The 21,003-nt window shown below is 68.2% G+C and carries 20 protein-coding genes and 1 other RNA gene; 12 read left to right on the plus strand and 9 right to left on the minus strand.

Going from position 1 to position 21,003, the window contains the following annotated elements; translation table 11 throughout:
• Positions 1–40: 40 nt before the first annotated feature.
• A complete protein-coding gene (aceE, locus tag LCI23_RS14810; protein ID WP_224947215.1) occupies positions 41–2,737 on the minus strand; it encodes a pyruvate dehydrogenase (acetyl-transferring), homodimeric type in 2,697 nt (898 codons plus the stop codon).
• A gap of 337 nt (positions 2,738–3,074) precedes the next feature.
• Here aceE and folD point away from each other — a divergent pair, with 337 nt between their 5' ends.
• The 6 genes from folD to LCI23_RS14840 all read left to right on the plus strand — a co-directional run bounded on the left by folD (position 3,075) and on the right by LCI23_RS14840 (position 10,202).
• Positions 3,075–3,983 carry a bifunctional methylenetetrahydrofolate dehydrogenase/methenyltetrahydrofolate cyclohydrolase FolD gene (gene folD / locus LCI23_RS14815; RefSeq protein ID WP_224947216.1) on the plus strand — a complete coding sequence of 303 codons (909 nt, stop codon included), beginning with the start codon at positions 3,075–3,077 and terminating at the stop codon, positions 3,981–3,983.
• A gap of 16 nt (positions 3,984–3,999) precedes the next feature.
• The gene (locus LCI23_RS14820; RefSeq protein WP_224947217.1) at positions 4,000–6,102 is read left to right on the plus strand and encodes a M3 family metallopeptidase; all 2,103 of its coding nucleotides are present in this window, start codon (positions 4,000–4,002) and stop codon (positions 6,100–6,102) included.
• Positions 6,099–6,524 (plus strand): DNA polymerase III subunit chi, encoded by a 426-nt coding sequence (locus tag LCI23_RS14825; RefSeq protein ID WP_224947218.1) that lies wholly within the window; start codon positions 6,099–6,101, stop codon positions 6,522–6,524. Before LCI23_RS14820 ends, LCI23_RS14825 begins: the two co-directional genes overlap by 4 nt.
• Positions 6,521–6,916, plus strand: coding sequence for a hypothetical protein (locus LCI23_RS14830; RefSeq protein ID WP_224947219.1), 396 nt, complete (start codon positions 6,521–6,523; stop codon positions 6,914–6,916). Before LCI23_RS14825 ends, LCI23_RS14830 begins: the two co-directional genes overlap by 4 nt.
• A 228-nt stretch (positions 6,917–7,144) precedes the next feature.
• Positions 7,145–9,319, plus strand: coding sequence for an NHL repeat-containing protein (locus LCI23_RS14835; RefSeq protein WP_224947220.1), 2,175 nt, complete (start codon positions 7,145–7,147; stop codon positions 9,317–9,319).
• Positions 9,320–9,476: 157 nt separating this feature from the next.
• Complete coding sequence (locus LCI23_RS14840; RefSeq protein WP_224947221.1) at positions 9,477–10,202, plus strand: SIMPL domain-containing protein; 726 nt, start codon at positions 9,477–9,479, stop codon at positions 10,200–10,202.
• 97 nt (positions 10,203–10,299) lie between these two features.
• On the opposite strand, the gene LCI23_RS14845 is transcribed toward LCI23_RS14840, so the two are convergent.
• Positions 10,300–10,608, minus strand: a complete 309-nt coding sequence (locus tag LCI23_RS14845) for a c-type cytochrome (protein WP_224947222.1) — start codon at positions 10,606–10,608, stop codon at positions 10,300–10,302.
• A gap of 188 nt (positions 10,609–10,796) precedes the next feature.
• Here LCI23_RS14845 and LCI23_RS14850 point away from each other — a divergent pair, with 188 nt between their 5' ends.
• The 3 genes from LCI23_RS14850 to lgt all read left to right on the plus strand — a co-directional run bounded on the left by LCI23_RS14850 (position 10,797) and on the right by lgt (position 12,833).
• Positions 10,797–11,027 (plus strand): hypothetical protein, encoded by a 231-nt coding sequence (locus LCI23_RS14850; RefSeq protein ID WP_224947223.1) that lies wholly within the window; start codon positions 10,797–10,799, stop codon positions 11,025–11,027.
• Positions 11,028–11,113: 86 nt separating this feature from the next.
• Positions 11,114–12,004 (plus strand): LysR family transcriptional regulator, encoded by an 891-nt coding sequence (locus tag LCI23_RS14855; protein WP_224947224.1) that lies wholly within the window; start codon positions 11,114–11,116, stop codon positions 12,002–12,004.
• A gap of 19 nt (positions 12,005–12,023) precedes the next feature.
• On the plus strand, positions 12,024–12,833 hold the full coding sequence (lgt, locus tag LCI23_RS14860) for a prolipoprotein diacylglyceryl transferase (RefSeq protein ID WP_224947225.1): 810 nt from the start codon (positions 12,024–12,026) through the stop codon (positions 12,831–12,833).
• A 13-nt stretch (positions 12,834–12,846) separates the two neighbouring features.
• Here lgt and LCI23_RS14865 read toward each other — a convergent pair whose 3' ends face one another.
• A complete protein-coding gene (locus LCI23_RS14865; RefSeq protein ID WP_224947226.1) occupies positions 12,847–13,191 on the minus strand; it encodes a hypothetical protein in 345 nt (114 codons plus the stop codon).
• A gap of 81 nt (positions 13,192–13,272) precedes the next feature.
• On the opposite strand from LCI23_RS14865, the gene LCI23_RS14870 reads away from it, so the two are divergent.
• The 3 genes from LCI23_RS14870 to LCI23_RS14880 are packed head-to-tail and all read left to right on the plus strand — an operon-like array spanning position 13,273 to position 17,272.
• A complete protein-coding gene (locus tag LCI23_RS14870) occupies positions 13,273–14,574 on the plus strand; it encodes a cytochrome c (protein WP_224947227.1) in 1,302 nt (433 codons plus the stop codon).
• Entirely contained in the window at positions 14,571–15,059 is a 489-nt protein-coding gene (locus tag LCI23_RS14875; protein ID WP_224947228.1) for a (2Fe-2S)-binding protein, read from the plus strand. The genes LCI23_RS14870 and LCI23_RS14875 overlap by 4 nt, the downstream gene beginning before the upstream one ends.
• Entirely contained in the window at positions 15,059–17,272 is a 2,214-nt protein-coding gene (locus LCI23_RS14880; protein ID WP_224947229.1) for a molybdopterin cofactor-binding domain-containing protein, read from the plus strand. Before LCI23_RS14875 ends, LCI23_RS14880 begins: the two co-directional genes overlap by 1 nt.
• A gap of 11 nt (positions 17,273–17,283) precedes the next feature.
• Here LCI23_RS14880 and LCI23_RS14885 read toward each other — a convergent pair whose 3' ends face one another.
• The 6 genes from LCI23_RS14885 to LCI23_RS14910 form a co-directional block, all read right to left on the minus strand.
• Positions 17,284–18,450: a hypothetical protein gene (locus tag LCI23_RS14885; RefSeq protein WP_224947230.1), complete on the minus strand. Its 1,167-nt coding sequence runs from the start codon at positions 18,448–18,450 to the stop codon at positions 17,284–17,286.
• A gap of 114 nt (positions 18,451–18,564) precedes the next feature.
• Positions 18,565–19,374: a sulfite exporter TauE/SafE family protein gene (locus LCI23_RS14890; protein ID WP_224947231.1), complete on the minus strand. Its 810-nt coding sequence runs from the start codon at positions 19,372–19,374 to the stop codon at positions 18,565–18,567.
• A complete protein-coding gene (locus tag LCI23_RS14895) occupies positions 19,374–19,844 on the minus strand; it encodes an EVE domain-containing protein (RefSeq protein ID WP_224947232.1) in 471 nt (156 codons plus the stop codon). The genes LCI23_RS14890 and LCI23_RS14895 overlap by 1 nt, the downstream gene beginning before the upstream one ends.
• A 68-nt stretch (positions 19,845–19,912) precedes the next feature.
• Positions 19,913–20,093: non-coding RNA, 6S RNA (gene ssrS, locus LCI23_RS14900), on the minus strand.
• A gap of 45 nt (positions 20,094–20,138) precedes the next feature.
• Complete coding sequence (locus tag LCI23_RS14905) at positions 20,139–20,450, minus strand: cell division protein ZapA (RefSeq protein WP_224947233.1); 312 nt, start codon at positions 20,448–20,450, stop codon at positions 20,139–20,141.
• Positions 20,447–20,692 (minus strand): hypothetical protein, encoded by a 246-nt coding sequence (locus tag LCI23_RS14910; protein WP_224947234.1) that lies wholly within the window; start codon positions 20,690–20,692, stop codon positions 20,447–20,449. The genes LCI23_RS14905 and LCI23_RS14910 overlap by 4 nt, the downstream gene beginning before the upstream one ends.
• Between the last annotated feature and the right edge of the window lie 311 nt (positions 20,693–21,003).

The raw sequence follows: 21,003 nt of genomic DNA on the forward strand, positions 1-21,003 counted from the left end.
GTCGCCGTCCCCGCGCTGCGGGAACGGCGGCCCTGAGCATTTACACGGTCACAGGATTCGGCTTGTTCTGGTCGATGCCGTACTTCTGGATCGCCTGCGAGACGATAGCACGGTCGATCTTGCCCTCGTCGGCCAGCGCGCGCAGCGAGGCCACCGTGATGTAGTAGCGGTTCACTTCGAAGAACTCGCGCAGCTTGACGCGCGAATCCGAGCGGCCGAAGCCGTCGGTGCCCAGCACTTTATAGGTACGGTCCTTCGGCATGAAGGCGCGGATCTGCTCCGCGAACAGGCGCATGTAGTCGGTGGTCGCGACGATCGGGCCGCTGGTAGCCTGCATCAGCGAGGTCACGTAAGGCACGCGCTGGTCAAGGTCCGGGTTGACCATGTTCCAGCGCTCGCAATCCTGGCCGTCGCGCGCCAGCAGCGTGAGCGACGGGGCCGACCACACGTCGGCGGCCACGCCCCAGTCGTTCTGCAGGAGCTCGCTTGCCGCGATCGACTCGCGCAGGATGGTGCCGCAACCGATCAGCTGGACGCGGTTGGCCGCCTCCTTCTGTCCTTCCTGCAGCAGGTACATGCCCTTGAGGATGCCCTCTTCCTGGCCGGCTTTGAGGCCCGGGTGGGCATAGTTCTCGTTCATGATGGTGATGTAGTAGAACACATCCTCCTGCTCCTGCACCATGCGGCGCAGGCCATCCTGGATGATCACCGCCACCTCGTGCCCGAAAGTCGGGTCGTAAGGGATGCAGTTCGGGACCGTGGCGGCGATGATGTGGCTGTGGCCATCCTCGTGCTGCAGGCCTTCGCCGTTGAGCGTGGTGCGGCCGGCGGTGCCGCCCATCAGGAAGCCGCGCGCACGGATGTCGCCCGCCAGCCAGACCAGGTCGCCCACGCGCTGCATGCCGAACATCGAGTAGAAGGTGTAGAACGGGATCATGGTGCGGTTGTTCGACGAGTACGAGGTCGCCGCCGCGATCCACGAGCTCATGCCGCCCGCTTCGTTGATGCCTTCCTGCAGGATCTGGCCAGCCTTGTCTTCACGGTAGTACATCACCTGGTCGCGGTCGACCGGCTCGTACAGCTGGCCCTGCTGGTTGAAGATGCCGATCTGGCGGAACAGGCCTTCCATGCCGAAGGTACGCGATTCGTCGACCAGGATCGGCACGATGCGCTGGCCGATGCTCGGGTCTTTCAGCAGGCTGGTGAGCACGCGCACGTAGGACTGGGTGGTCGAGATCTCGCGGCCTTCCGCGGTCGGCTCGAGCACGGCCTTGAAGGTCTCCAGCGGCGGCACGCTCAAGGCTTCATCGGCCTTGGCGCGGCGCTGCGGCAGGTAGCCGCCCAGGGCCTTGCGGCGCTCGTGCAGGTACTGCATTTCCGGCGCGTCGTCGGAGGGCTTGAAGAAGGGGATCTCGGCCAGTTTGTCGTCCGGGATCGGGATGTTGAAGCGGTCGCGCATCTCGCGGATGGCGGCGTCGTCCAGCTTCTTGGTCTGGTGCGCGGTGTTGCGCGCTTCGCCCGACTTGCCCATGCCGAAGCCCTTGACGGTCTTCACCAGCAGCACGGTCGGCGTGCCCTTGTTCTCCTGCGCGTTCTTGAAGGCGGCGTAGATCTTGTGCGGGTCGTGGCCGCCGCGGGTCAGGCGCCAGATGTCGTCGTCGCTCATGTTGGCGACCATCTTGAGCAGCTCCGGATGCTTGCCGAAGAAGTGCTTGCGCACGTAGGCGCCGTCCTTGGCCTTGTAGTTCTGGTATTCGCCGTCGACGGTTTCCATCATCACGCGCTGCAGGATGCCGTCCTTGTCCTTGGACAGCAGGGCGTCCCACTGCGAGCCCCAGATGACCTTGACCACGTTCCAGCCGGCGCCGCGGAAGTCCGCTTCGAGTTCCTGGATGATCTTGCCGTTGCCGCGCACCGGGCCGTCCAGGCGCTGCAGGTTGCAGTTGACCACCATGACCAGGTTGTCGAGGCGCTCGCGCGCGGCCATGCCGATCGCGCCCATCGATTCCGGCTCGTCCATCTCGCCGTCGCCGCAGAAGACCCAGACCTTGCGGTTGTCGGTCTTGGCGATGCCGCGCGCATGCAGGTACTTCAGGAAGCGCGCCTGGTAGATCGCCATCAAGGGACCCAGGCCCATCGACACGGTCGGGAACTGCCAGAAATCCGGCATCAGTTTCGGGTGCGGGTAGGAGGACAGGCCCTTGCCGTCGACTTCGCGGCGGAAGTTCAGCAGCTGCTCTTCGGTGATGCGGCCTTCGAGGAAGGCGCGCGCGTAGATGCCGGGCGAGGAGTGGCCCTGGATGTACAGCAGGTCGCCGCCGTGCTCTTCGGTGGGGGCGTGCCAGAAGTGGTTGAAGCCGGTGCCCAGCATGTTGGCCAGCGAGGCAAAGGAAGAGATGTGGCCGCCCAGGTCGCCGTCGGCGCGGTTGGCCTTGACCACCATCGCCATCGCGTTCCAGCGCATCCAGGAGCGCAGGCGCTCTTCGTATTCCAGGTTGCCCGGGCTGTTCACGTTCAGGTGGGCCGGGATGGTGTTCACGTAGGCGGTGTTGCTGGAGAAGGGCACGTGGGCGCCGCGGCGGCGCGCCAGGTCCACCATGCGCTCCATCAGGTAGTGGGCGCGCTCGGTGCCTTCGTGTTCGATCACCGCTTCCAGCGCATCCAGCCATTCCTGGGTTTCGATGGTGTCGGGGTCGTTGGCAGCTTGTGCCGTCAACTGGTCGAGTTGAGCTGACATTAATGCGTCTCCTAAGAATTGGCGCCCCACCCTGTCCCTAGCCTGGCTGGTGGCGATTTTGGTGAAATTTCACATGTCTGAAAATAAACCGTTCGATTCTACCAGCGGACTTTGGCTTTTTCAAATTGCGATATGTCGTTTCATAATGCAAAATCTCGTGCTGCAGGTGCACATTTATAGCGGGCAGGCCGAGGTCATGCACGGGCGTGCCGGACGCGCACATGGCAAGGCCGTACACCCGACGGCCGGTTAAATATGACAATGCTTCGGGGCGCGCGGCGCGCGATATGGGGCAGGCGCCTTATAATTTCATTTTTGCCTAGCCCTGAGTCAAACCATGCCAGCCCAGAATATCGACGGAGTCCTCCTTTCCCAACAACTGCGCGGCGAGATCGCCCAGCGCGCCGCCAGGCTGAGCGCCGAAGGCCGCCAGCCCGGCCTGGCCGTGCTCCTGGTCGGCGAGGACCCGGCGAGCCACGTCTACGTGCGCAACAAGGTCAAGGCCTGCGGCGACGTGGGCTTCCATTCGGTGCTGGAAAAGTATGAAGCCGACCTGTCCGAAGCCGCCCTGCTCGACCGGATCGCCGCCCTGAACGCCGACCCAAGCATCCACGGCATCCTGGTGCAGATGCCGCTGCCGAAGCATATCGATCCGAGCAAGGTCATCGAGGCCATCGCGACAGCCAAGGACGTGGACGGCTACTCGGTGCTGTCGGCCGGCGAACTGGTCGCCAACCTGCCGGGCTTCCGTCCCTGCACCCCTTACGGCTGCATGAAGCTGATCGAGACCACCGGCATCGACCTGCGCGGCAAGCACGCCGTCGTGATCGGGCGTTCGAACACGGTCGGCAAGCCGATGGCCCTGCTGCTCTTGCAAGCCAACGCCACCGTCACCATCTGCCATAGCGCGACACCAGACCTGGGCTATCACACCCGCCAGGCCGACGTGGTGGTCGCCGCCGTCGGCCGCCGCAATACCCTCACGGCAGACATGGTCAAGCCGGGCGCGGTCGTGATCGACGTCGGCATGAACCGCGACGACGCCGGCAAGCTGTGCGGCGACGTGGATTACGCCGGTGTGCGCGAAGTCGCGTCGCACATCACCCCGGTGCCGGGCGGCGTCGGTCCGATGACGATCACCATGCTGTTGATGAACACCGTGGAGTCTGCAGAACGCGTGCACTCCAGTAGCCAACACTGCCCCAGCCAGGCAACGGGCATGGAACCGAAGCCCGGCGTGGCCTGAACCCATAAGGAAAGCCATGACCATCGATACCAGCAATCCCCTCCTCGACTTCTCGGGCCTGACCCGGTTCGACCTGGTCAAGCCGGAGCACGTCACCCCGGCCATCGAGCAACTCATCAAGGATGCGGCCGAGGTCGTGGCCAGGCTCGAAGCCCCCAGCGACCAGGTGACCTGGGACAGCTTCGTGGTGCCGCTCGAGGAAGCCACCGAGCGCCTGGGCCGCGCCTGGGGCGTGGTCAACCACCTGAACCACGTGGCCGACACGCCCGAGCTGCGCGCCGCCTACAACGAGAACCAGCCGAAGGTCACCGAGTTCTGGACCTCGATCGGCCAGAACGAGGCGCTGTTCGCCAAGTACAGGATGCTGCGCGCCAGCGCCGAGTACGACAGCCTGAGCCCGGCGCGCAAGCGCATCGTCGAGAACGCGCTGCGCGACTTCCGCCTGGGCGGCGCCGAGCTGCCTGACGACAAGAAGCAGCGCTTCGCCGAGATCCAGGAGCAGCAGGCGGCAACGAGCACCCGCTTCTCGCAGAACGTGCTGGACGCCACCAACGACTACAAGCTGCTGGTCGAGAGCGAAGCCGAACTGGCGGGTATCCCGGACGACGTCAAGGCCGCCGCCCGCGCTTCGGCCGAGAAGGACGGCAAGGCCGGCTGGCAGTTCAGCCTGCACTTCCCGTCCTACTACCCGGTGCTGCAATTCTGCGACAACCGCGCCCTGCGCGAAACGATCTACCGGGCCAGCGCCACCAAGGCTTCCGACGCCGGCACCATGTTCAGCAAGGCCGCCGAGTGGGACAACACCGCCAACATCGTCAAGCTGCTGCAGCTGCGCCATGAAGAAGCGCGGCTGCTCGACTACGCCAACTTCGCCGAGGTCTCGCTGGTGCCGAAGATGGCCGAAAGCCCGCAGCATGTGGTCGAGTTCCTGGAAGACCTGGCGCGCCGCGCCCGCCCCTTCGCCGAGAAGGACCTGGACGAGCTGCGCGCCTTCGCCCGCGACGAACTCGGCATCGATGAGCTGCAATCCTGGGACGTGGCCTACGCCTCGGAAAAGCTGCGCGAGCAGCGCTATGCCTTCTCCGAGAAGGAAGTGAAGGAATACTTCCCGGAGCCGAAGGTGGTGCAGGGCCTGTTCACGGTCATCCAGGACCTGTTCGGCGTGCAGATCAAGGCGGACGAGGCGCCGGTGTGGCATCCGGACGTGCGCTTCTTCCGCATCGAGCGCGAGGGTGAACAAGGGCGCCAGCTGGTCGGCCAGTTCTACCTCGACCTGTACGCGCGCGAGGGCAAGAACCAGGGCGCGTGGATGGACGACGCGCGCGGCCGCCGCGTGACGATCGGCGGCATCGTGCAGACCCCGATCGCCTACCTCACCTGCAACTTCACGCCGCCGGCGGTGGTGGACGGCAAGCGGCAGCCCTCGCTGTTCACGCACGACGAAGTCATCACCCTGTTCCACGAATTCGGCCACGGCCTGCACCACATGCTGACCGAAGTCGAGGAGCTGTCGGTATCGGGCATCTCGGGCGTGGAATGGGACGCGGTGGAACTGCCTTCGCAGTTCATGGAGAACTTCTGCTGGGAGTGGGACAAGCTGCAGAGAATGACCGCGCACGTGAAGACGGGCGAGCCGCTGCCGCGCCAGCTGTACGACAAGATGATCGCGGCGAAGAACTTCCAGTCCGGGATGATGACGCTGCGCCAGGTGGAGTTCTCGCTGATCGACATGCACCTGCACTACGACTTCGATCCGCAGGCCGAGCGCACGGTGCAGGAGCTGATCGACGGCATCCGCAAGCAGTTCTCGGTGATGATCCCGCCGTCCTTCAACCGCTTCCAGCACTCGTTCGGCCACATCTTCTCGGGCGGCTACGCGGCCGGCTACTACAGCTACAAGTGGGCCGAGGTGCTGTCCGCCGACGCCTACGCGGCCTTCGAGGAAGCACTCGACTCCGGCCAGCTGCAGGAAACGGGCAAGCGCTTCCAGCGCGAGATCCTGGCGGTGGGCGGCTCGCGTCCGGCGCTGGAATCGTTCCGCGCCTTCCGCGGCCGCGAGCCCTCGATCGATGCGCTGCTGCGCCATAGCGGCATGCACCAGGACCGCGCCGCGCCATGACGCGCATCGACTTCCACACCAACGTGCCGGACAAGCTGGCCTACGCCTGCCGCCTGGCACGCAAGGCCTACGGGTCGAAGGCCAGGCTGGTGCTGCTGGCCGAGGACGCCGCCCAGGCCGCGGCGCTGGACGCGGCGCTGTGGACGCTGTCGGACACCGACTTCATCCCGCACGTGCTGGCCGGCGACCCGCTGGCCGGCGAGACGCCGGTGATCGTCACCGCCGACGAAGGCGCCGCGCTGCCGCACCACGAGATGCTGGTCAACCTCACGCGCCGCACGCCCGCCACGCTGGACCGCTACGCGCGGGTATTCGAGATCATCTCGTCCGACGAGGAGGACGCCGCGGCCGGACGCCAGCGCTATGTCGCCTACAAGAAGCAGAACTATCCCCTGACCCACTTCGTCGCAGGACAGCCATGAGCCAGAACACCGCGTTCGACACCAGCATCCCGGTACTGACCGAAGTCGTCGTCGAACCGGCTGCTCTGGCACCCCCTCCGGCACCGGTACCGGCTGCCGCCGCTGCGCAGCCGGCTGCCGAGCAGCTCGAACGCCGCGCGACCGAGCGCTGGACCGGCGAGGAGTGGAGCGTGCTGGAACGCCGCGTCACCGAGCGCGTGCTGCAGCAGCTGCAGGGCCGGGTCGACTTCGTGCTCGAACAGCGCGTGCGCGACGCCATGGCCGACGCCATGCAGCGCACCCTGGAAGTCTTTACCGCCGACCTGCGCGACGGCTTGCATCACGCCCTGGGCGAGATCGTCAGCCAGGCGGTGAGCCAGGAACTCGAACATGTGAAGACCCTGGGCAAATAGGCCAATGCCAGTCACTCAAGAATAAACGTAGGGTGGGCGGCTATGCCGCCCACGCGGTGATCGTTGTGATATGAACAGTCGCACGGGCTGCAGTACTGTCATTTGACCGCGTGGGCGCCCGTCATTACCCCGCCACCCCAAGGATGGCAGCACCTCCTGCCGGCGTACGACGGGGTTCACCGGTATCCGTTAAGATTGCAAGCTCTGCAATCCACCATCCAGGCCGCTGTGAACCGAAAGACCCTGATCGCCGCGCTTGCCGGCGCTGGCGTCGCCATTGCCGGCGCCGTCCTCTACTTCACCGGCAGCATCGAGCGCCAGCCGGGCGCGCTGGCCGTGCTGACGCCGAAGGCGGCGAAGACCGTGCCGTTCTGGCCGGCGCGCATCACGACCCTGGCCGGCGACGGCATACCCGGCGCCGTCGATGGCCCGGCCGCGGGCAGCCGCTTCGACGATCCCTTCGGCGTGGCCCTCGACCGCCGGGGCAAGATCTACGTGGCCGACGCCGGCGACAGCAACCGCATCCGCACGATCTCTCCGGACGGCACGGTGGCCACCTTCGCCGGCGGCGCGGAAGGCTTCGCCGACGGCAAGGGCGGCGCAGCCGCCTTCCACACCCCATCCGCGCTGGCCTTCGACCACGAAGGCAACCTGTACGTGGCCGACACCGGCAACCACGCGATCCGCAAGATCACGCAAGGCGGCACGGTCACCACGCTGGCCGGCAGCGGCGCACCGGGAGACCAGGACGGCATTGGCCGCGCGGCCGGCTTCAACGGCCCGGTCGGGCTGGCGGTGGACGACGCCGGCATCGTCTACGTGGCCGACACCTACAACGACCGCATCCGCCGCATCGGCCGCGACGGCCGCGTGGCCACCATCGCCGGCAGCGGCAGGCCGGGCTATGCCGACGGTATCGGCGCGGCCGCCAGCTTCGACACCCCGAGCGCCATCGCGGTGGCGGCCGATGGCACGCTCTACGTGGCCGACACCGGCAACAACGCTATCCGCCGCATCGCCGCCGATGGCACGGTGACGACCATCGCCGCGCCCGCCGAGGGCGAGCGCCGCCCGGCGCTGCGGCGCCCGGTCGGGCTGGCCCTCACCCGCGACGGTTACCTGTACATCGCCGCCAATTCCGGCGGGCGCATCCTGCAGCGCACGCCCGAAGGCGACTTGCGTCCGCTGCCGGACGCCGACCGGCCCGCCTCCAGCGACGGCTTCGGCCCCGACGGCACCGTGCAGCTGTACGGCCCGCGCGGCATCGCGGTCGCACGCGACGGCAGCCTGGTGGTGGCCGACGCCCAGGCCCACCGCCTGCACCGCCTGGCGCGCCCGCGCCCGGGCGAAGCGGCCCCCGCCAGGCCGCGGCCGGTCGCCATCCAGCGTATGGCGCCGATGCCCTGGCCGGTCGGGCCGCAGGACATGGCGCATGAGGTGGTCGGCGTGATGGGCGAGGTGCGCGGCAGCTACAACGGCGACAGCCGCGACCACTTCCACGCGGGCCTGGACGTGCGCGCCGACGTCGGCGCGCAGGTGCTGGCCGTGCTGCCGGCCAAGGTGTCGGACCCGTATGCCAACTGGGGCTTCGATTCGCTCAGCGAAGGGATCAGCATCGGGCCGCTCTCGTACATCCACATGCGCGTCGGGCGCGATTCCCGCGGCCGGCCGCTCGACCCGCGCTTCCGGATCCTGGCGGCGCAGGGCGACACGGCGCGCGGCAAGGCCGAGCGCGTGCGGGTGCCGCGCGGCACCCGCTTCGCCGTCGGCGACCCGCTCGGCACCATCAATGCAATGGCCCACGTGCATCTCGACTACTACCAGGGTGGCGCGGTGGTCAATCCGCTCAGCCTTCCTTTCGTGGGCTTCACCGACACGGTTGCGCCGCGCATCAACAGCATCGCGCTGTTCGACGCCACCGGCAAGCGCCTGCGCCCGCCCGCGGGCACGCGCAAGCACCCGGTACTGGACAAGCGCCTGCGCGTGCCGCGCGCGCTGGGCGAGGTGAACATCGTGGTCGATGCCTACGACCAGGTGGATGGCAACCTGGCGCGGCGCCGCCTTGGCCTGTACCAGCTCGGCTACCAGCTGCTGCGCGCCGACGGCACTCCCCTGCCCGGCTACGAGCGGCCCGTGATCACCCAGGTGTATGACCGCCTGCCGCGCAATCCGGAGGCGGTGAAGGCCGTCTATGCGCCCAACAGCGGCATCACGGTCTATGGCAGCAAGGCGACCCAGTTCGCCTACGCGCTGCACAGCCGCCTGCGCGATGGCGACGTCCAGACCGGCAGCTGGCAGCTGGGCGGCATCGCGCCGGGCGAGTACATCCTGCGCATCCACGCCGCCGACTACGCCGGCCAGGTGGCGCTCGAAGGCCGCGACCTGGCCCTCGTCATCGAGTGAGCCGGGACCGGAACACGGCGCGGCCGGCCGCCGCCGCGATGCGCGGGCCGGCACTTCCATGAAACAGGCATAAATGCAGTGGCCGGCGCGGGATTATCTAGACATGCATGTCTAGATAATTTATTGTCGGGGCATCTCCCACCCACCTGGAGCGCCCATGCTCAAACGATTCGCCGCCGCCCTGCTGCTGGCCGCCGCCGCCCTGCCCGGCCTGGCGGCCGACCTGCCCAAGCACCCCTTCATCCACGTCAGCGCCAGCGCCGACCAATACCTGATGCCCGATGTCGGCGAGATCGACATCGACCTGGTCTCGCTCGAACCCGATGCCGAGCTGGCCCTCAAGTTCATCAGCGAGCGGCTCGAGGCCAGCCGCGCCCTGTTCGCCCAGCATGGGGTCGCGCCGGAAGATGTCTTCGTGCAGGACGTCGTGCGCCGCCCGCGCAAGCCTGACGCCTTGCCGGAGGGCCAGGCGCTGCCGATGGAAACCAGGGTCTCGCTGCACCTTACCGTGCGCGACCTGGGCCAGTGGACACCCCTGCTGCGCGGCCTGCTCGTCATGAAGGACGTCGAATCGCTGGCGATCGCCTTCAACCGCAGCGACCGCGACAAGGTCGAATCGGATCTGCTCGCACAGGCGCTGGCCAAGGCCAGGCTCAAGGCGCAGGACATCGCGCGCGGGGTCGGGGCAAAGCTGGGACCGGCGACCGGCGTGTCGCTGGCGCCGCTGAAGAACCTGACCCAGGCGATGGGGCTGGCAAACGATGCCAATGCGCGCATTCCCGCCGGCCGGCGCAACAAGCCGCATGGGGAGATGGCGCTGGTCCAGTCGATGCGGCTGGCGCAAAGCGTCGATGTGATCTACCGGATAGGCGCAGGCAAATAACGCCAACCCGGCCTGGTGCGTGCGGCGGTACACCGCGGCTGGCCAACAAAAAAGCGCGCATGCTCACGCAGGCGCGCCTTGTTCAGCGAACGCGACGTTATTTCTGCACCAATACCCACTTCACGAGGCTGCGGGCTTCGGCCTCGCTCACCTGCGGGTTGGCCGGCATCGGCACCGGGCCCCAGGCGCCTGCGCCGCCCTTCATGACCTTCTGCACCAGTTTGTCTTCGGCACTTTTCTGGCCGGCGTACTTGGCAGCGACGTCCTTGTAGGAAGGACCGACCAGCTTGGTGGCCACCGTATGGCAAGCCATGCAGTTCTTGGCTTTCGCCAGGTCGGCTTGTGCAAACGCGCTGGTGGACGCAAAGGCCGACATCACCACACACAACAACAAAGACCGTTTCATTTGTTTCTCCAATTTATAACGAATTCATTCTACCGCGAATTTCCGCAGGCTCCAGCGGGGATACACTCTGTAACGCCGCTAACAGCTGCATGCAGATTTTCAGGATGTTGACGAATCCACACAGCATAACGGATTTTTCCACATGGAAACCGTTTTCTTTGTAAGATGGCGTCTGGAGGACTCCTTTCATGCCGCTGATCCTGTTGATTGCCGCCCTGTGCGGCCTGCGCCTGTTCGAGGTATGGCGCTTTGCCGACCTGTCCTGGTGGGTGATCGGCGGGCTCATGGTCTTCGCCTTCATCTGGTTCGAGTTCATCGAGAAGCTGCTCGGGCTGGACAAGAAGAAGGCCCATGAAGTACTCCAGCGCCACCGCGCGGCCCGGGTCAAGCAGGCCTTCGTCAAGCGACGCCGCGGCTGAGGCAAGCGCGTCCGCCTGCCAGTTCGCTGCCGGGTGTGATATGTTTCGCATATCATTCCACGTTAATTAATACACCAGGCGTATCGATGAAACTCGAGCTTCGCCAGCTGCGCCATTTCGTCACGGTGGCCGAGGAACTGCACTTCGGCCGCGCCGCCGAGCGCCTGCACATGACCCAGCCGCCGCTCTCGCAAAGCATCGCCGGCCTCGAAGAGCTGCTGGGCGCGCCGCTGTTCCTGCGCAGCCGGCGCCAGGTGGCCCTCACCGCGGCCGGCAGCGCGCTGCTGCCGGAAGCGCGCCGCATCCTGGACGACGCCGGCGCCCTGCCCGACCTGGTGCGCCGTGTCGCCGCGGGCGAGGCGGGCCGCCTGACCCTGTCCTTCGTCTCCACCGCCGACTACAGCGTGCTGCCCGCGATCCTGCAACGCTACCGCGCCGCCTACCCGGCGGTACAGCTGGTGCTGCGCGAAGCGACCTCCGACGTGCAGGCCGCCGAGCTGCTGCAGGGCCGCATCGATGCCGGCTTCGTGATCCCGCCGCTGGCGGGACTCGACGGCGCGCTGGCCTACCGCAAGCTGCTGGAAGAGCCGCTGATCCTGTGCGCCCCCGCCGGCCTGCCGGTGCTGCGCCGCGCCGGCCCGGTGGCGCTGCGCGAACTGCCGCCGCTGCCGCTGGTGATCTTCCCGCGCGCCGCCGCGCCGGCACTGCACGACGCCATCCTCGGCTGCTTCCGCGCCGCCGGCATCACCCCGGTCATCGGCCAGGAAGCGCTGCAGATGCAGACCATCGTCAGCCTGGTCTCCGGCGGCATGGGATTGGCACTTGTGCCACAATCCGTGTCGAACCTGATGCGCGCGGGGGTGGAATACCGCGCCCTGTCCGACCCCACGCCGCTGGCCGAGACCGGCCTGGCCTGGCGCCCCGACAAGGCCTCGCCCGTGCTCCAGGGTTTCCTCGACCTCCTTACGACAGACTGAACTCGAAAGACCGACTCCTATGCTGATTCATCCGCAACCGGACCCCATCGCCTTCGCCATCGGGCCGGTGCAGATCCACTGGTATGGCCTGATGTACGTGGTGGCCTTCGCCCTGTTCCTGATCCTGGGCCGCGTGCGCCTGCGCCAGCCGCACATCGCGGCCCAGGGCTGGAAGGCCGAAGACCTGGACGACATGCTGTTCTACGGCATGCTGGGCGTGATCCTGGGCGGTCGCCTGGGCGAAGTGCTGTTCTACCAGCCGCTCTATTTCCTCCAGCATCCGCTCGAGATCTTCATGGTCTGGCGCGGCGGCATGTCCTTCCACGGCGGTTTCCTGGGCGTGCTGGTGGCGATGGCGCTATGGGCGCGCAAGTCGAAGCGCAACCTGCTCGACGTGTACGACTTCATCGCCCCCATGGTGCCGCTCGGCTATGCCGCCGGGCGCCTGGGCAACTTCATCAACGCCGAGCTGCCGGGGCGCCTGGCCGACCCCAGCCTGCCCTGGGCCATGCTGTGGCCGGGCGTGGAAGGCCCGCGCCATCCCTCGCCCCTGTACCAGATGCTGCTGGACGGGATCGTCGTCTTCCTGATCCTGTGGCCGTACGCGCGCAAGCAGCGCCCGCGGCTGGCGGTGGGCGCCATGTTCACCCTGCTGTACGGCTGCGCGCGCTTCATCACCGAGTACTTCCGCGTGCCGGACTGGGAAGTCAGCGTGCTCGGCCTGCCCATCACCTCGGGCCAGATGCTGTCGCTGCCGATGATCGTCGGCGCCCTCGTCATGCTGGCCTGGGCCTACCGCCAGCCGGACGGGCGCCCGGTCCACGCCTGACCCCTGGCCGAGCCTAGTCGAAATCCTCGGCCAGGTTCTTCCAGCCGCGGCTCTTGGCGAAGGCCGTGAATTCCTCCGGCGCCTCGAGCACGATAGTGCGGCTTTCCTGCAGGCCGGGGTCGCCGTGGCCGAAGTCCGGGCCCTTGTAGCCGAGGGCGCGCAGGCGCTCGACCAACTGGCGCAGCAGGGCCGTGTCCTTGTAGGCGCCCGGCTCCAGCCGGTCCTTGAAATCGACGTACACGTCGATGATCCCGTAGCCCTCGTCGAAGATGCGGATCGCCTTCACGTCGAGCGTACGGCCCTTGCCGTCCGTGGCCTGGAACGGGCCGGACAGCGTGATGTCGGAATCGGTAGTCATGGCCCCAGCATACCACCGCGCCACGGGTGCAGCGCATGGTATGCTCCGGGCGTCGTCAGCAAGCGAGGAAAGCGTAAACACATGAAGCAGCCGGCACGCAGGCGGCGGTACCGATGGTGGCTGGCGGCGCTGGTGCCGCTGGTGCTGGCGCTGGCGGCCGGTTTCCTCGTGTGGCGCCCGGCGCTGGAACCGGTTCCGGCCGCGCCCGCCCGTTTCGACGCCTCGCAGGTCGCGCGCGGCGCCGCGCTGGCGCGGCTCGGCATGTGCGCCTCGTGCCACACGCGCGATCCGGCACGCCCGCTGGCTGGGGGGGTAGCGCTGCAGACGCCCTTCGGCACCATCCACGGCACCAACATCACACCCGATGCGCAAACCGGCATCGGCAGCTGGAGCTTCGCCGCCTTCGAGCGCGCGATGCGCGAGGGCGTGGCGCGCGACGGCCGCCTGCTGTATCCGGCCTTTCCCTATCCGCACTACACCCGGCTGGCCCGCGACGACATGCAGGCCCTGTACGCCTACCTGATGACCCGCCCAGCCGTCGCGGCGCCGGCGCGCGAGAACCGGCTGCGCTTTCCCTTCGGCTACCGCCCGCTGCTGGCGTTCTGGAACCTGCTCTACCTCGACACCTCGCCCTGGCCGGCCGACACTGGCAAGCCGGCCGACTGGCAGCGCGGCGCCTACCTCGCCAACGCCCTCGCCCATTGCGGCGCCTGCCACACGCCGCGCGGCGCCCTCGGCGCCCTCGACCTCGGCCGCCACCTCGATGGCGGCGAGAGCGGCGACTGGACCGCGCCGGCGCTGAATGCGCGCTCGCCTTCGCCCTTGCCCTGGACCCGCGCCCAGCTGCTGGACTACCTGCGCAGCGGCAGCGCAACGGGGCACGCCATCGCGGGCGGCCCGATGCAGGCCGTGGTACGCGAACTGGCCGAGGCGCCGCCGCAGGACGTCGCCGCCATCGCCACCTACATCCACAGCTACCTGGCGCAGGCGCCGGCGCGCGCCACCCCGGCGCGCCAAGCCGGCAGCCTGCCCCCGCCCAGCGACGACGACCCCGACCTGGCGCGCATGCGGCTCGGCTACACCACCTACACCATGGCGTGCGCAAGCTGCCACGAAGCTGGCCGCGGCGCCGGCTCGGGGTCGGCGCTTCGCCTGCGGCAGGCGGTGGCGCTGTACGAGCCGGATCCGCGCAGCCTGCTGCACATCGTCCGCGACGGCATCGCGCCGCCGGCCGGCGAAGCGGGACGCTTCATGCCGGGCTTCGCCACGGTGCTCGGCGACGCCCAGCTGGCCGCGCTGGCCGCCTACCTGCGGCGCTACGGCGCCGGCGCCGAAGCCTGGCCCGGGCTCGAGGATGCGGTCAAGAACAGGAGAACGCCATGAGCAGGTTCCAGCTGCAGGTCAACGGCAAGCCGCACAGCGTCGAGGTCGATCCCGACACACCCCTGCTGTACGTGCTGCGCAACGACCTGAAACTCAATGGCGCCAAGTTCGGCTGCGGCCTGGGCCAGTGCGGCGCCTGCACCGTCATGCTCGACAAGGAGGCGGTCATGTCCTGCCTGGTGCCGGTGGCGCTGGTGGGCAGCCGCGCCGTGCGCACGGTGGAATCGGGCGGCACGCGCTGGGTGCCGAGTTCGGTGCTGCAGCAGGCCTTCCTCGACGAGCAGGCGGGCCAGTGCGGCTACTGCATCGCCGGCATGATCATGCGCGCCACCGCCCTGTTCGAGCAGGTCGCCGCGCCCACGGATGCCCAGATCCGCAGCTGGATGCAGCCGAACCTGTGCCGCTGCGGCAGCCACCTGCGCATCCTGCGCGCCGTGCGCCGCGCGGCCGACGTGCTGGCGGCCCAGCCGATCCGGAATTACTGATGCGCGCATCCTCTCCTGCGCATCCGGGGCGGCGCCGCTTCCTGGCCGCCGGCGGCGGGCTGACCCTGTCCTTTGTCATTCCCCTGCATGCCGCGCCAGGCGCGCTGCCGGGCAGCCTGGCCGACACCCCCTTGCTCGACGCCTGGGTGCGGGTGGGCGCCGACAACCGCGTCACCGTCTTCACTGGAAAGGCGGAGCTGGGCCAGGGCATCAAGACCGCGCTGCTGCAGGTGGCGGCGCACGAGCTGCAGATCGATCCCGGGCGCCTGGTCCTGATCACGGCCGACACCGAACGCACGCCGGACGAAGGCTATACCGCCGGCAGCCGCTCGATGCAGGACAGCGCCACCGCGCTGCGCCACGCCTGCGCCCAGCTGCGCGCCCTGCTGCACGAGCGGGCGGCGGCGCGCCTGCAGGTGGGGGCCGCCGCGCTGGCGCAGGACAACAGCGTGTTCCGCGCGCCCGATGGGCGGCGCGTGAGTTTCGGCGAACTGGTGGCGGGGGGCGACCAGCACCTGCGCGCCAGTGCCGTCCTGCCGCCGCGCATGGCGAATGCACGGCGCTGGATCGGCGCCACCTTGCCGCGGGTCGACCTGCCGGGCAAGCTGAAAGGCCAGCTGGCCTACCTCCAGGACATCCGCATGCCGGCCATGGTGCATGGCCGCGTGGTGCGCCCGCCCGCGCCCGGCGCGCGCCTGCTCGGCGTCGACACCGGCGCGGTGGCGCGCATGACGGGCGTGCTGGAAGTGGTGCGCGACGGCCGTTTCCTGGCCGTGATCGCCGACGAGGAATACCGCGCGGTGAAGGCGGCGAAGGCACTGGCGCAGGCGGCGCGCTGGGAACTGCCGGCGCCGGCCGCGCACCTCGGCGACATCGCCGCGCTGGTGCGCAGCCTGCCGGCCCAGCCGCGGCAGGTGCTGGCGCGCGGCGCTCCCGGCGCGCCCGGCCGCACCCTGCGCGCCACCTACACCCGCCCTTACCAGCTGCACGCCTCGCTCGGTCCCTCGTGCGCGATCGCCCTGCGCGAGGGCGGCCGCTACACGGTCTGGACCCATGCCCAGGGCGTGTTTCCGCTGCGGCGCGCGCTGGCCGAGCTGCTCGACACCGCCGAGGCGTCGATCCGCTGCATCCATGCCGAGGGCGCCGGCTGCTATGGCCACAACGGCGCCGACGACGCCGCGGCCGACGCCGCCCTGCTGGCGCGCGTCTTCCCCGACGTGCCGGTGCGGGTGCAGTGGATGCGTGAAGACGAGCATGGCTGGGAACCCTGCGGCCCGGCGATGGTGGCCGATGTCGCGGCGACGCTGGGGGCGGATGGCAGGATCGCCGACTGGCAGTACGAGGTCTGGAGCCAGGCCCACGCCACCCGCCCCGGACGGGCCGGCAACCTGCTCCCCGCCACCCTGCTGGCGCGCCCCTTCGCCCCGCCCCTGCCGAAGCCGATCCCGCAGCCCGACGGCGGCGGCGACCGCAACGCGATTCCCGGTTATGCGCTGCCGAACGCGCGCGTGATCCACCACTTCCAGCCGGCCGGGCCGCTGCGCACCTCGGCGCTGCGCTCGCTGGGCGCCTATTGCAACGTGTTCGCGATCGAGAGCTTCATGGACGAGCTGGCGCGCGCGGCGAACGCCGATCCGGTCGCCTTCCGCCTGCGCCACCTGGACGACCCGCGCGCGGCCGCCGTGGTGCGGCTGGCGGCGGCGAAATTCGGCTGGAACGCCTACCGGCGCGGCAGCGGGCGCAACCCGCGCCGCGGACGCGGCTTCGCCTTTGCCCGCTACAAGAATTCGGCCGCCTACTGCGCCGTGGCGCTGGAAGTCGAGGTGGCGCTGGAAACCGGCTTCGTGCGCATCCTGCGCGCCGACGCCGCAGTCGACTGCGGCGAGGTGGTCAGCCCGGACGGGGTGCGCAACCAGATCGAGGGCGGCATCCTGCAGTCGGCCAGCTGGACCCTGCTGGAAAGCGTGCGTTTCGAACGCGGCCGGGTGGCCAGCCTGGACTGGGGCGGCTACCCGATCCTGCGCTTCGACGGGGTGCCGGAGCGCATCAGCGTGCACCTGGCGGACCAGCCCGGCCAGCCCTTCCTCGGCACCGGCGAAGCGGCCCAGGGACCGGCAGCGGCGGCGCTGGCGAACGCGGTAGCCGACGCCTGCGGACTGCGGGTGCGCGACCTGCCGCTCGACCGGGCGCGCATGCGCCGCCTCGCTACGTAGGCGTGTCCCCGCTACGCCTGCCTGGTTTCCTTCAGTGCCGGGCTGGCCTGCGCCTCCGGCGCAGGCGCGCGCAGGCCGGTGCGCAGGCTGGCTTCGCGGTCGATCAGGAAGGCCACCAGCAGCACCAGGCCCGTAAACGTGGTGCTCAGGTTGCGCAATTCGCCGGTGGCGCAGAAGGCCAGGAACAGCGGCAGGTTGACGATCGCGCAGATCGCCAGGTGGCGGCGCACCAGGCGCGGCGCCAGCGGCCAGGCGCGCCACAGCACGATCCCGAGCAGCACCAGGGTGCCGACAAAGGCGCGCGACGGACCGACCAGGCCATAGGTGGTTTCGACCCGGAAGTACGGGTTGCCCGAGAAGTAGGCCTCGATATTGGTCATGAGGTGGAATTCGAGCGCGCCGCCGACCGCGTCCAGGTAGGCGAACTTGAGCGCCACGTTCATCAGGCCCGCCAGCGCCACCAGTAGTCCCACCGCGCACCAGGCCATGCGGCGCGTGAAGCGCTGGCGCAGCAGCGGATACAGGGCCGGCAGCACGAAAAAGAAGGTCTCCTTGTTCAGGGTCGCCACCAGCACCAGCGCGGCCAGCACCAGCAGGCGCCCGCGCAGCGCCAGCAGGAAGGCCAGGCTGGCGAACAGCAGTTCCACCGTATCGTAGAAGTAGCCGCCCACCGTCTGCAGGTAGGGGAAGCTGAGCGCGAACGCGGTTGGCGCCAGTATCGCCGCCAGCGGCGAGACGTTGAAGTGCAACAGGATCCGGCGCAGTACGAACAGGCTCCCCAGCAGCGACAGGAAGCTCAGGTAGTACACGATCGCGTAGCGGAAGCGCTCGCCCGGCGTGTCGCCCGGCTGGCTTTTCGCGAATACTTCATCGGGCCGGAAGCGCTTGGCGACGCGCTCCTTGAGGCGCTCGGAGGCCACGGCGTCGAGGCGGCGCGCCAGGTCGGGCACCAGCTGGCGGTAGACGAAGGGTTTGTGCGCGGCGTTCTCCAGCATGGCCGCCACGCCGAAGCGCGGGTCGCCGTCGCGCAGGCCCCATTTGCCGGCAAAGCCGGAAAACGCGGCGGCGGCCACGATCCAGAAGAAGGCGAACAGCAGGAAGGCGCTGGCGGCGCGCGACATGCCGCGCCCGGCGGTGGCGGTGTTCGATGGCGAGAGATGGACGGTGTCGGCTGGCATGCTGTGGACCTTATTCAAGCCTCGCCATGGCGTCAACTGCCGCAGCGCAACTGGCGGCGGATTGTAGCCGTCCCGCGCCATTTCGTCACCTGCCGGCGCCGCCGCCCGTCCGTTTCATGCCGGATGGGCAGCCTTCCAGAACATGTAGGCCGCCAGCGCATACAGGATCACGGCGAACACCTTCTGCAGCTGGCGCACCGGCATGCGGTGCGCGGTGCGCGCGCCGAGCGGTGCCATGCTGACGCTGGCCAGCGCGATGATGGCCAGCGCCGGCACGTAGATGAAGCCGAGCGAATACGATGGCAGCCCCGGCTCGCCCCAGCCGAACCAGATGTTCGACAGCGTGCCGGCGAGCGCGATCGGAAACCCCAGCGCCGCGCTGGTGGCCACCGCGTTGTGGATGCGTACCCCGCACCAGGTCATGAAGGGCACCGAGACGAAGCCGCCGCCGGCGCCGACGATGCCCGACAGGGTGCCGATGAAGCCGCCGGCCGCGAACATGCCCGGCGCCGCCGGCAGCGTGCGCGCGGCGGCCGGCTTCTTCCCGACCAGCATCTGGGTGGCCGAGAAGGCAACGAACACGCCGAAGAAGGCCGCCAGCACGGTGGCGTTCATCTGCTTGCCGATCCAGGGTCCGATCCAGGAACCGAGCAGGATGCCGGGCGCCAGCAGCTTCACCACCGGCCACAGCACGGCGCCATGCTTGTGGTGCGCGCGCACCGAGGACAGCGAGGTAAACAGGATAGTGGCGAGCGAGGTGGCGATCGCCATATGGATGGTGAGTTCGGGCGGGAAGCCGCGCGCGGTGAAGATCATCGTGATGAAGGGCACCAGCACCATGCCGCCGCCGATGCCGAGCAGGCCGGCGGCGAAGCCGCCGAAGGTGCCCATCGCCAGCAGCGCCAGGATCAGGCTGAAGTCCATCAGCGCTGCCCTTCGCGCAGCAGGGCCACGATGGCGTTCCACTGCCGCGCCGTCACCGGCGAGACCGACAGCCGGCTGCCCTTCTGCAGCGGCACCATGTCGCCAAGCGCCGGGATGGTGCGCATCTCGGCCAGGGTCAGGTAGCGCCCCCCTTCCACGGCGCGCACGTCGACCGAGATCCAGCGCGGGTTTTCCCGCGTGGCCTTGGGATCGTGATAAGGTGAAGAAAGGTCGAACTGGGTCGCATCCGGATAAGGGCCGCTTGCCACTTCGGCGATGCCGGCCACGCCGGGCACCGCGCAGCTGGAGTGGTAGAACAGGATGCCGTCGCCGACGGACATGGCGTCGCGCATGAAGTTGCGCGCCTGGTAGTTGCGCACGCCGAACCACGACACCGTCCGGCCTGGCGCGGCCAGCACGTCGTCGAAACTCGTTTCGTCCGGCTCGGATTTCATCAACCAGTAAGCCATTCCCTCTCCATCACCAGCGATCCATAAAAAAAAGCGGCTGCGTACCGGAGTGCGCAACCGCTCGTGTGTGTAGCCCCGCCTGTGCCGTTTTTGCCGGCATCCCGAACCAGACGGTTCAAGGTGGTCGCAGTCAGTTCAATTTCGGGTTCGTCGGACTAGCGACGCTCACGCCCACCGAACATGTCCCACAACCTATGCACGAAAATGGTTCAAGGAATATATGGCAAATCTCGAACACCGCAGGGTAGAGCGCAGTTTACTCGCTTGGCCCGCCATGTCAAACGAATTTGACCTTCAGGACAGATTTTCCTGGGGCGAGAGCGCCTTGTCGAGGACGGTGTGCATCGCTTCCAGCTTCTGCTTGACCTCCAGGATCGACATGTCCGACAGCGGACCCTGGGGCGATTTCACCGACAGGAATTCGGCCGCCACGCTCAGTGCCGCCATCACCGCGATGCGGTCGGTGCCCTTGACCTTGCCCGAGTCGCGCAGCGCGCACATCTTGCCATCGAGGTAGCTGACCGCTTCGCGCAGGGTGCGCTCCTCGCCTTCGCGGCAGGCCAGGCGATAGGACTGGCCCATGATGCTGCAATCCAGGTAGATCATTGGGTGGCCTCGCTGGCTTCGTCGGTACCGTCTTCGGTTGGCGGGGCTTCCGGCGCGGGGAACTGTTCGAGCAGCGCCTCGACCCGGTGCTGGGCCTGGATCAGGCGTTCCTTGAACGCGAGGTTCTCGGCGCTGAGCAGGGTATTGGCCTGGCGCAGCAGGTAGTTCTCGGCGCGCAGCGACTGGGTCAACTGGGCGAGCCGGTCGATTTTGTCGGAGAGGTCTTGAAATTCAGAAATCATTCGACACTATAGGACTGAGATGGTTTTTTCGTCAACCGAATCGCATCCCCCGAAGGCGTGGGATGCGGTGCGGACCGAGGGCGAACCGGGGGCAAGCGCGGGCGGCGGCCTGCCGTGTGGCCGTCCCTGCCGGTTCCGGTGTACCCTGCCCGGCTATTGTCGTGGATGCCACAAGCGATAGTGTACAACCCGTCCATTCGCTTGTGCTCGCGCAAAAATGTCGGTTAGCTCCCACACATTCCCGCTTGAAAAGGGGTGTTATCGTCCCTATAATCACGATGCGTTAGCACTCGTTAGTTGAGAGTGCTAAC

It is taken from the genome of Massilia sp. MS-15, from assembly GCF_020176695.1.
Lineage (GTDB): Bacteria > Pseudomonadota > Gammaproteobacteria > Burkholderiales > Burkholderiaceae_D > Telluria > Telluria hydrophila.

Bases quoted from the DNA above. Each gene is read 5' to 3' on its own strand.
- LCI23_RS14910 (WP_224947234.1), bottom strand. From the start codon at position 20,692: ATGATTTCTGAATTTCAAGACCTCTCCGACAAAATCGACCGGCTCGCC.
- LCI23_RS14875 (WP_224947228.1), top strand. From the start codon at position 14,571: ATGAGCAGGTTCCAGCTGCAGGTCAACGGCAAGCCGCACAGCGTCGAG.
- LCI23_RS14820 (WP_224947217.1), top strand. From the start codon at position 4,000: ATGACCATCGATACCAGCAATCCCCTCCTCGACTTCTCGGGCCTGACC.
- LCI23_RS14840 (WP_224947221.1), top strand. From the start codon at position 9,477: ATGCTCAAACGATTCGCCGCCGCCCTGCTGCTGGCCGCCGCCGCCCTG.
- LCI23_RS14895 (WP_224947232.1), bottom strand. From the start codon at position 19,844: ATGGCTTACTGGTTGATGAAATCCGAGCCGGACGAAACGAGTTTCGAC.
- lgt (WP_224947225.1), top strand. From the start codon at position 12,024: ATGCTGATTCATCCGCAACCGGACCCCATCGCCTTCGCCATCGGGCCG.
- LCI23_RS14885 (WP_224947230.1), bottom strand. From the start codon at position 18,450: ATGCCAGCCGACACCGTCCATCTCTCGCCATCGAACACCGCCACCGCC.
- LCI23_RS14850 (WP_224947223.1), top strand. From the start codon at position 10,797: ATGCCGCTGATCCTGTTGATTGCCGCCCTGTGCGGCCTGCGCCTGTTC.
- LCI23_RS14880 (WP_224947229.1), top strand. From the start codon at position 15,059: ATGCGCGCATCCTCTCCTGCGCATCCGGGGCGGCGCCGCTTCCTGGCC.
- LCI23_RS14890 (WP_224947231.1), bottom strand. From the start codon at position 19,374: ATGGACTTCAGCCTGATCCTGGCGCTGCTGGCGATGGGCACCTTCGGC.
- LCI23_RS14865 (WP_224947226.1), bottom strand. From the start codon at position 13,191: ATGACTACCGATTCCGACATCACGCTGTCCGGCCCGTTCCAGGCCACG.
- folD (WP_224947216.1), top strand. From the start codon at position 3,075: ATGCCAGCCCAGAATATCGACGGAGTCCTCCTTTCCCAACAACTGCGC.
- LCI23_RS14870 (WP_224947227.1), top strand. From the start codon at position 13,273: ATGAAGCAGCCGGCACGCAGGCGGCGGTACCGATGGTGGCTGGCGGCG.
- LCI23_RS14845 (WP_224947222.1), bottom strand. From the start codon at position 10,608: ATGAAACGGTCTTTGTTGTTGTGTGTGGTGATGTCGGCCTTTGCGTCC.
- LCI23_RS14830 (WP_224947219.1), top strand. From the start codon at position 6,521: ATGAGCCAGAACACCGCGTTCGACACCAGCATCCCGGTACTGACCGAA.
- LCI23_RS14905 (WP_224947233.1), bottom strand. From the start codon at position 20,450: ATGATCTACCTGGATTGCAGCATCATGGGCCAGTCCTATCGCCTGGCC.
- LCI23_RS14855 (WP_224947224.1), top strand. From the start codon at position 11,114: ATGAAACTCGAGCTTCGCCAGCTGCGCCATTTCGTCACGGTGGCCGAG.
- aceE (WP_224947215.1), bottom strand. From the start codon at position 2,737: ATGTCAGCTCAACTCGACCAGTTGACGGCACAAGCTGCCAACGACCCC.
- LCI23_RS14825 (WP_224947218.1), top strand. From the start codon at position 6,099: ATGACGCGCATCGACTTCCACACCAACGTGCCGGACAAGCTGGCCTAC.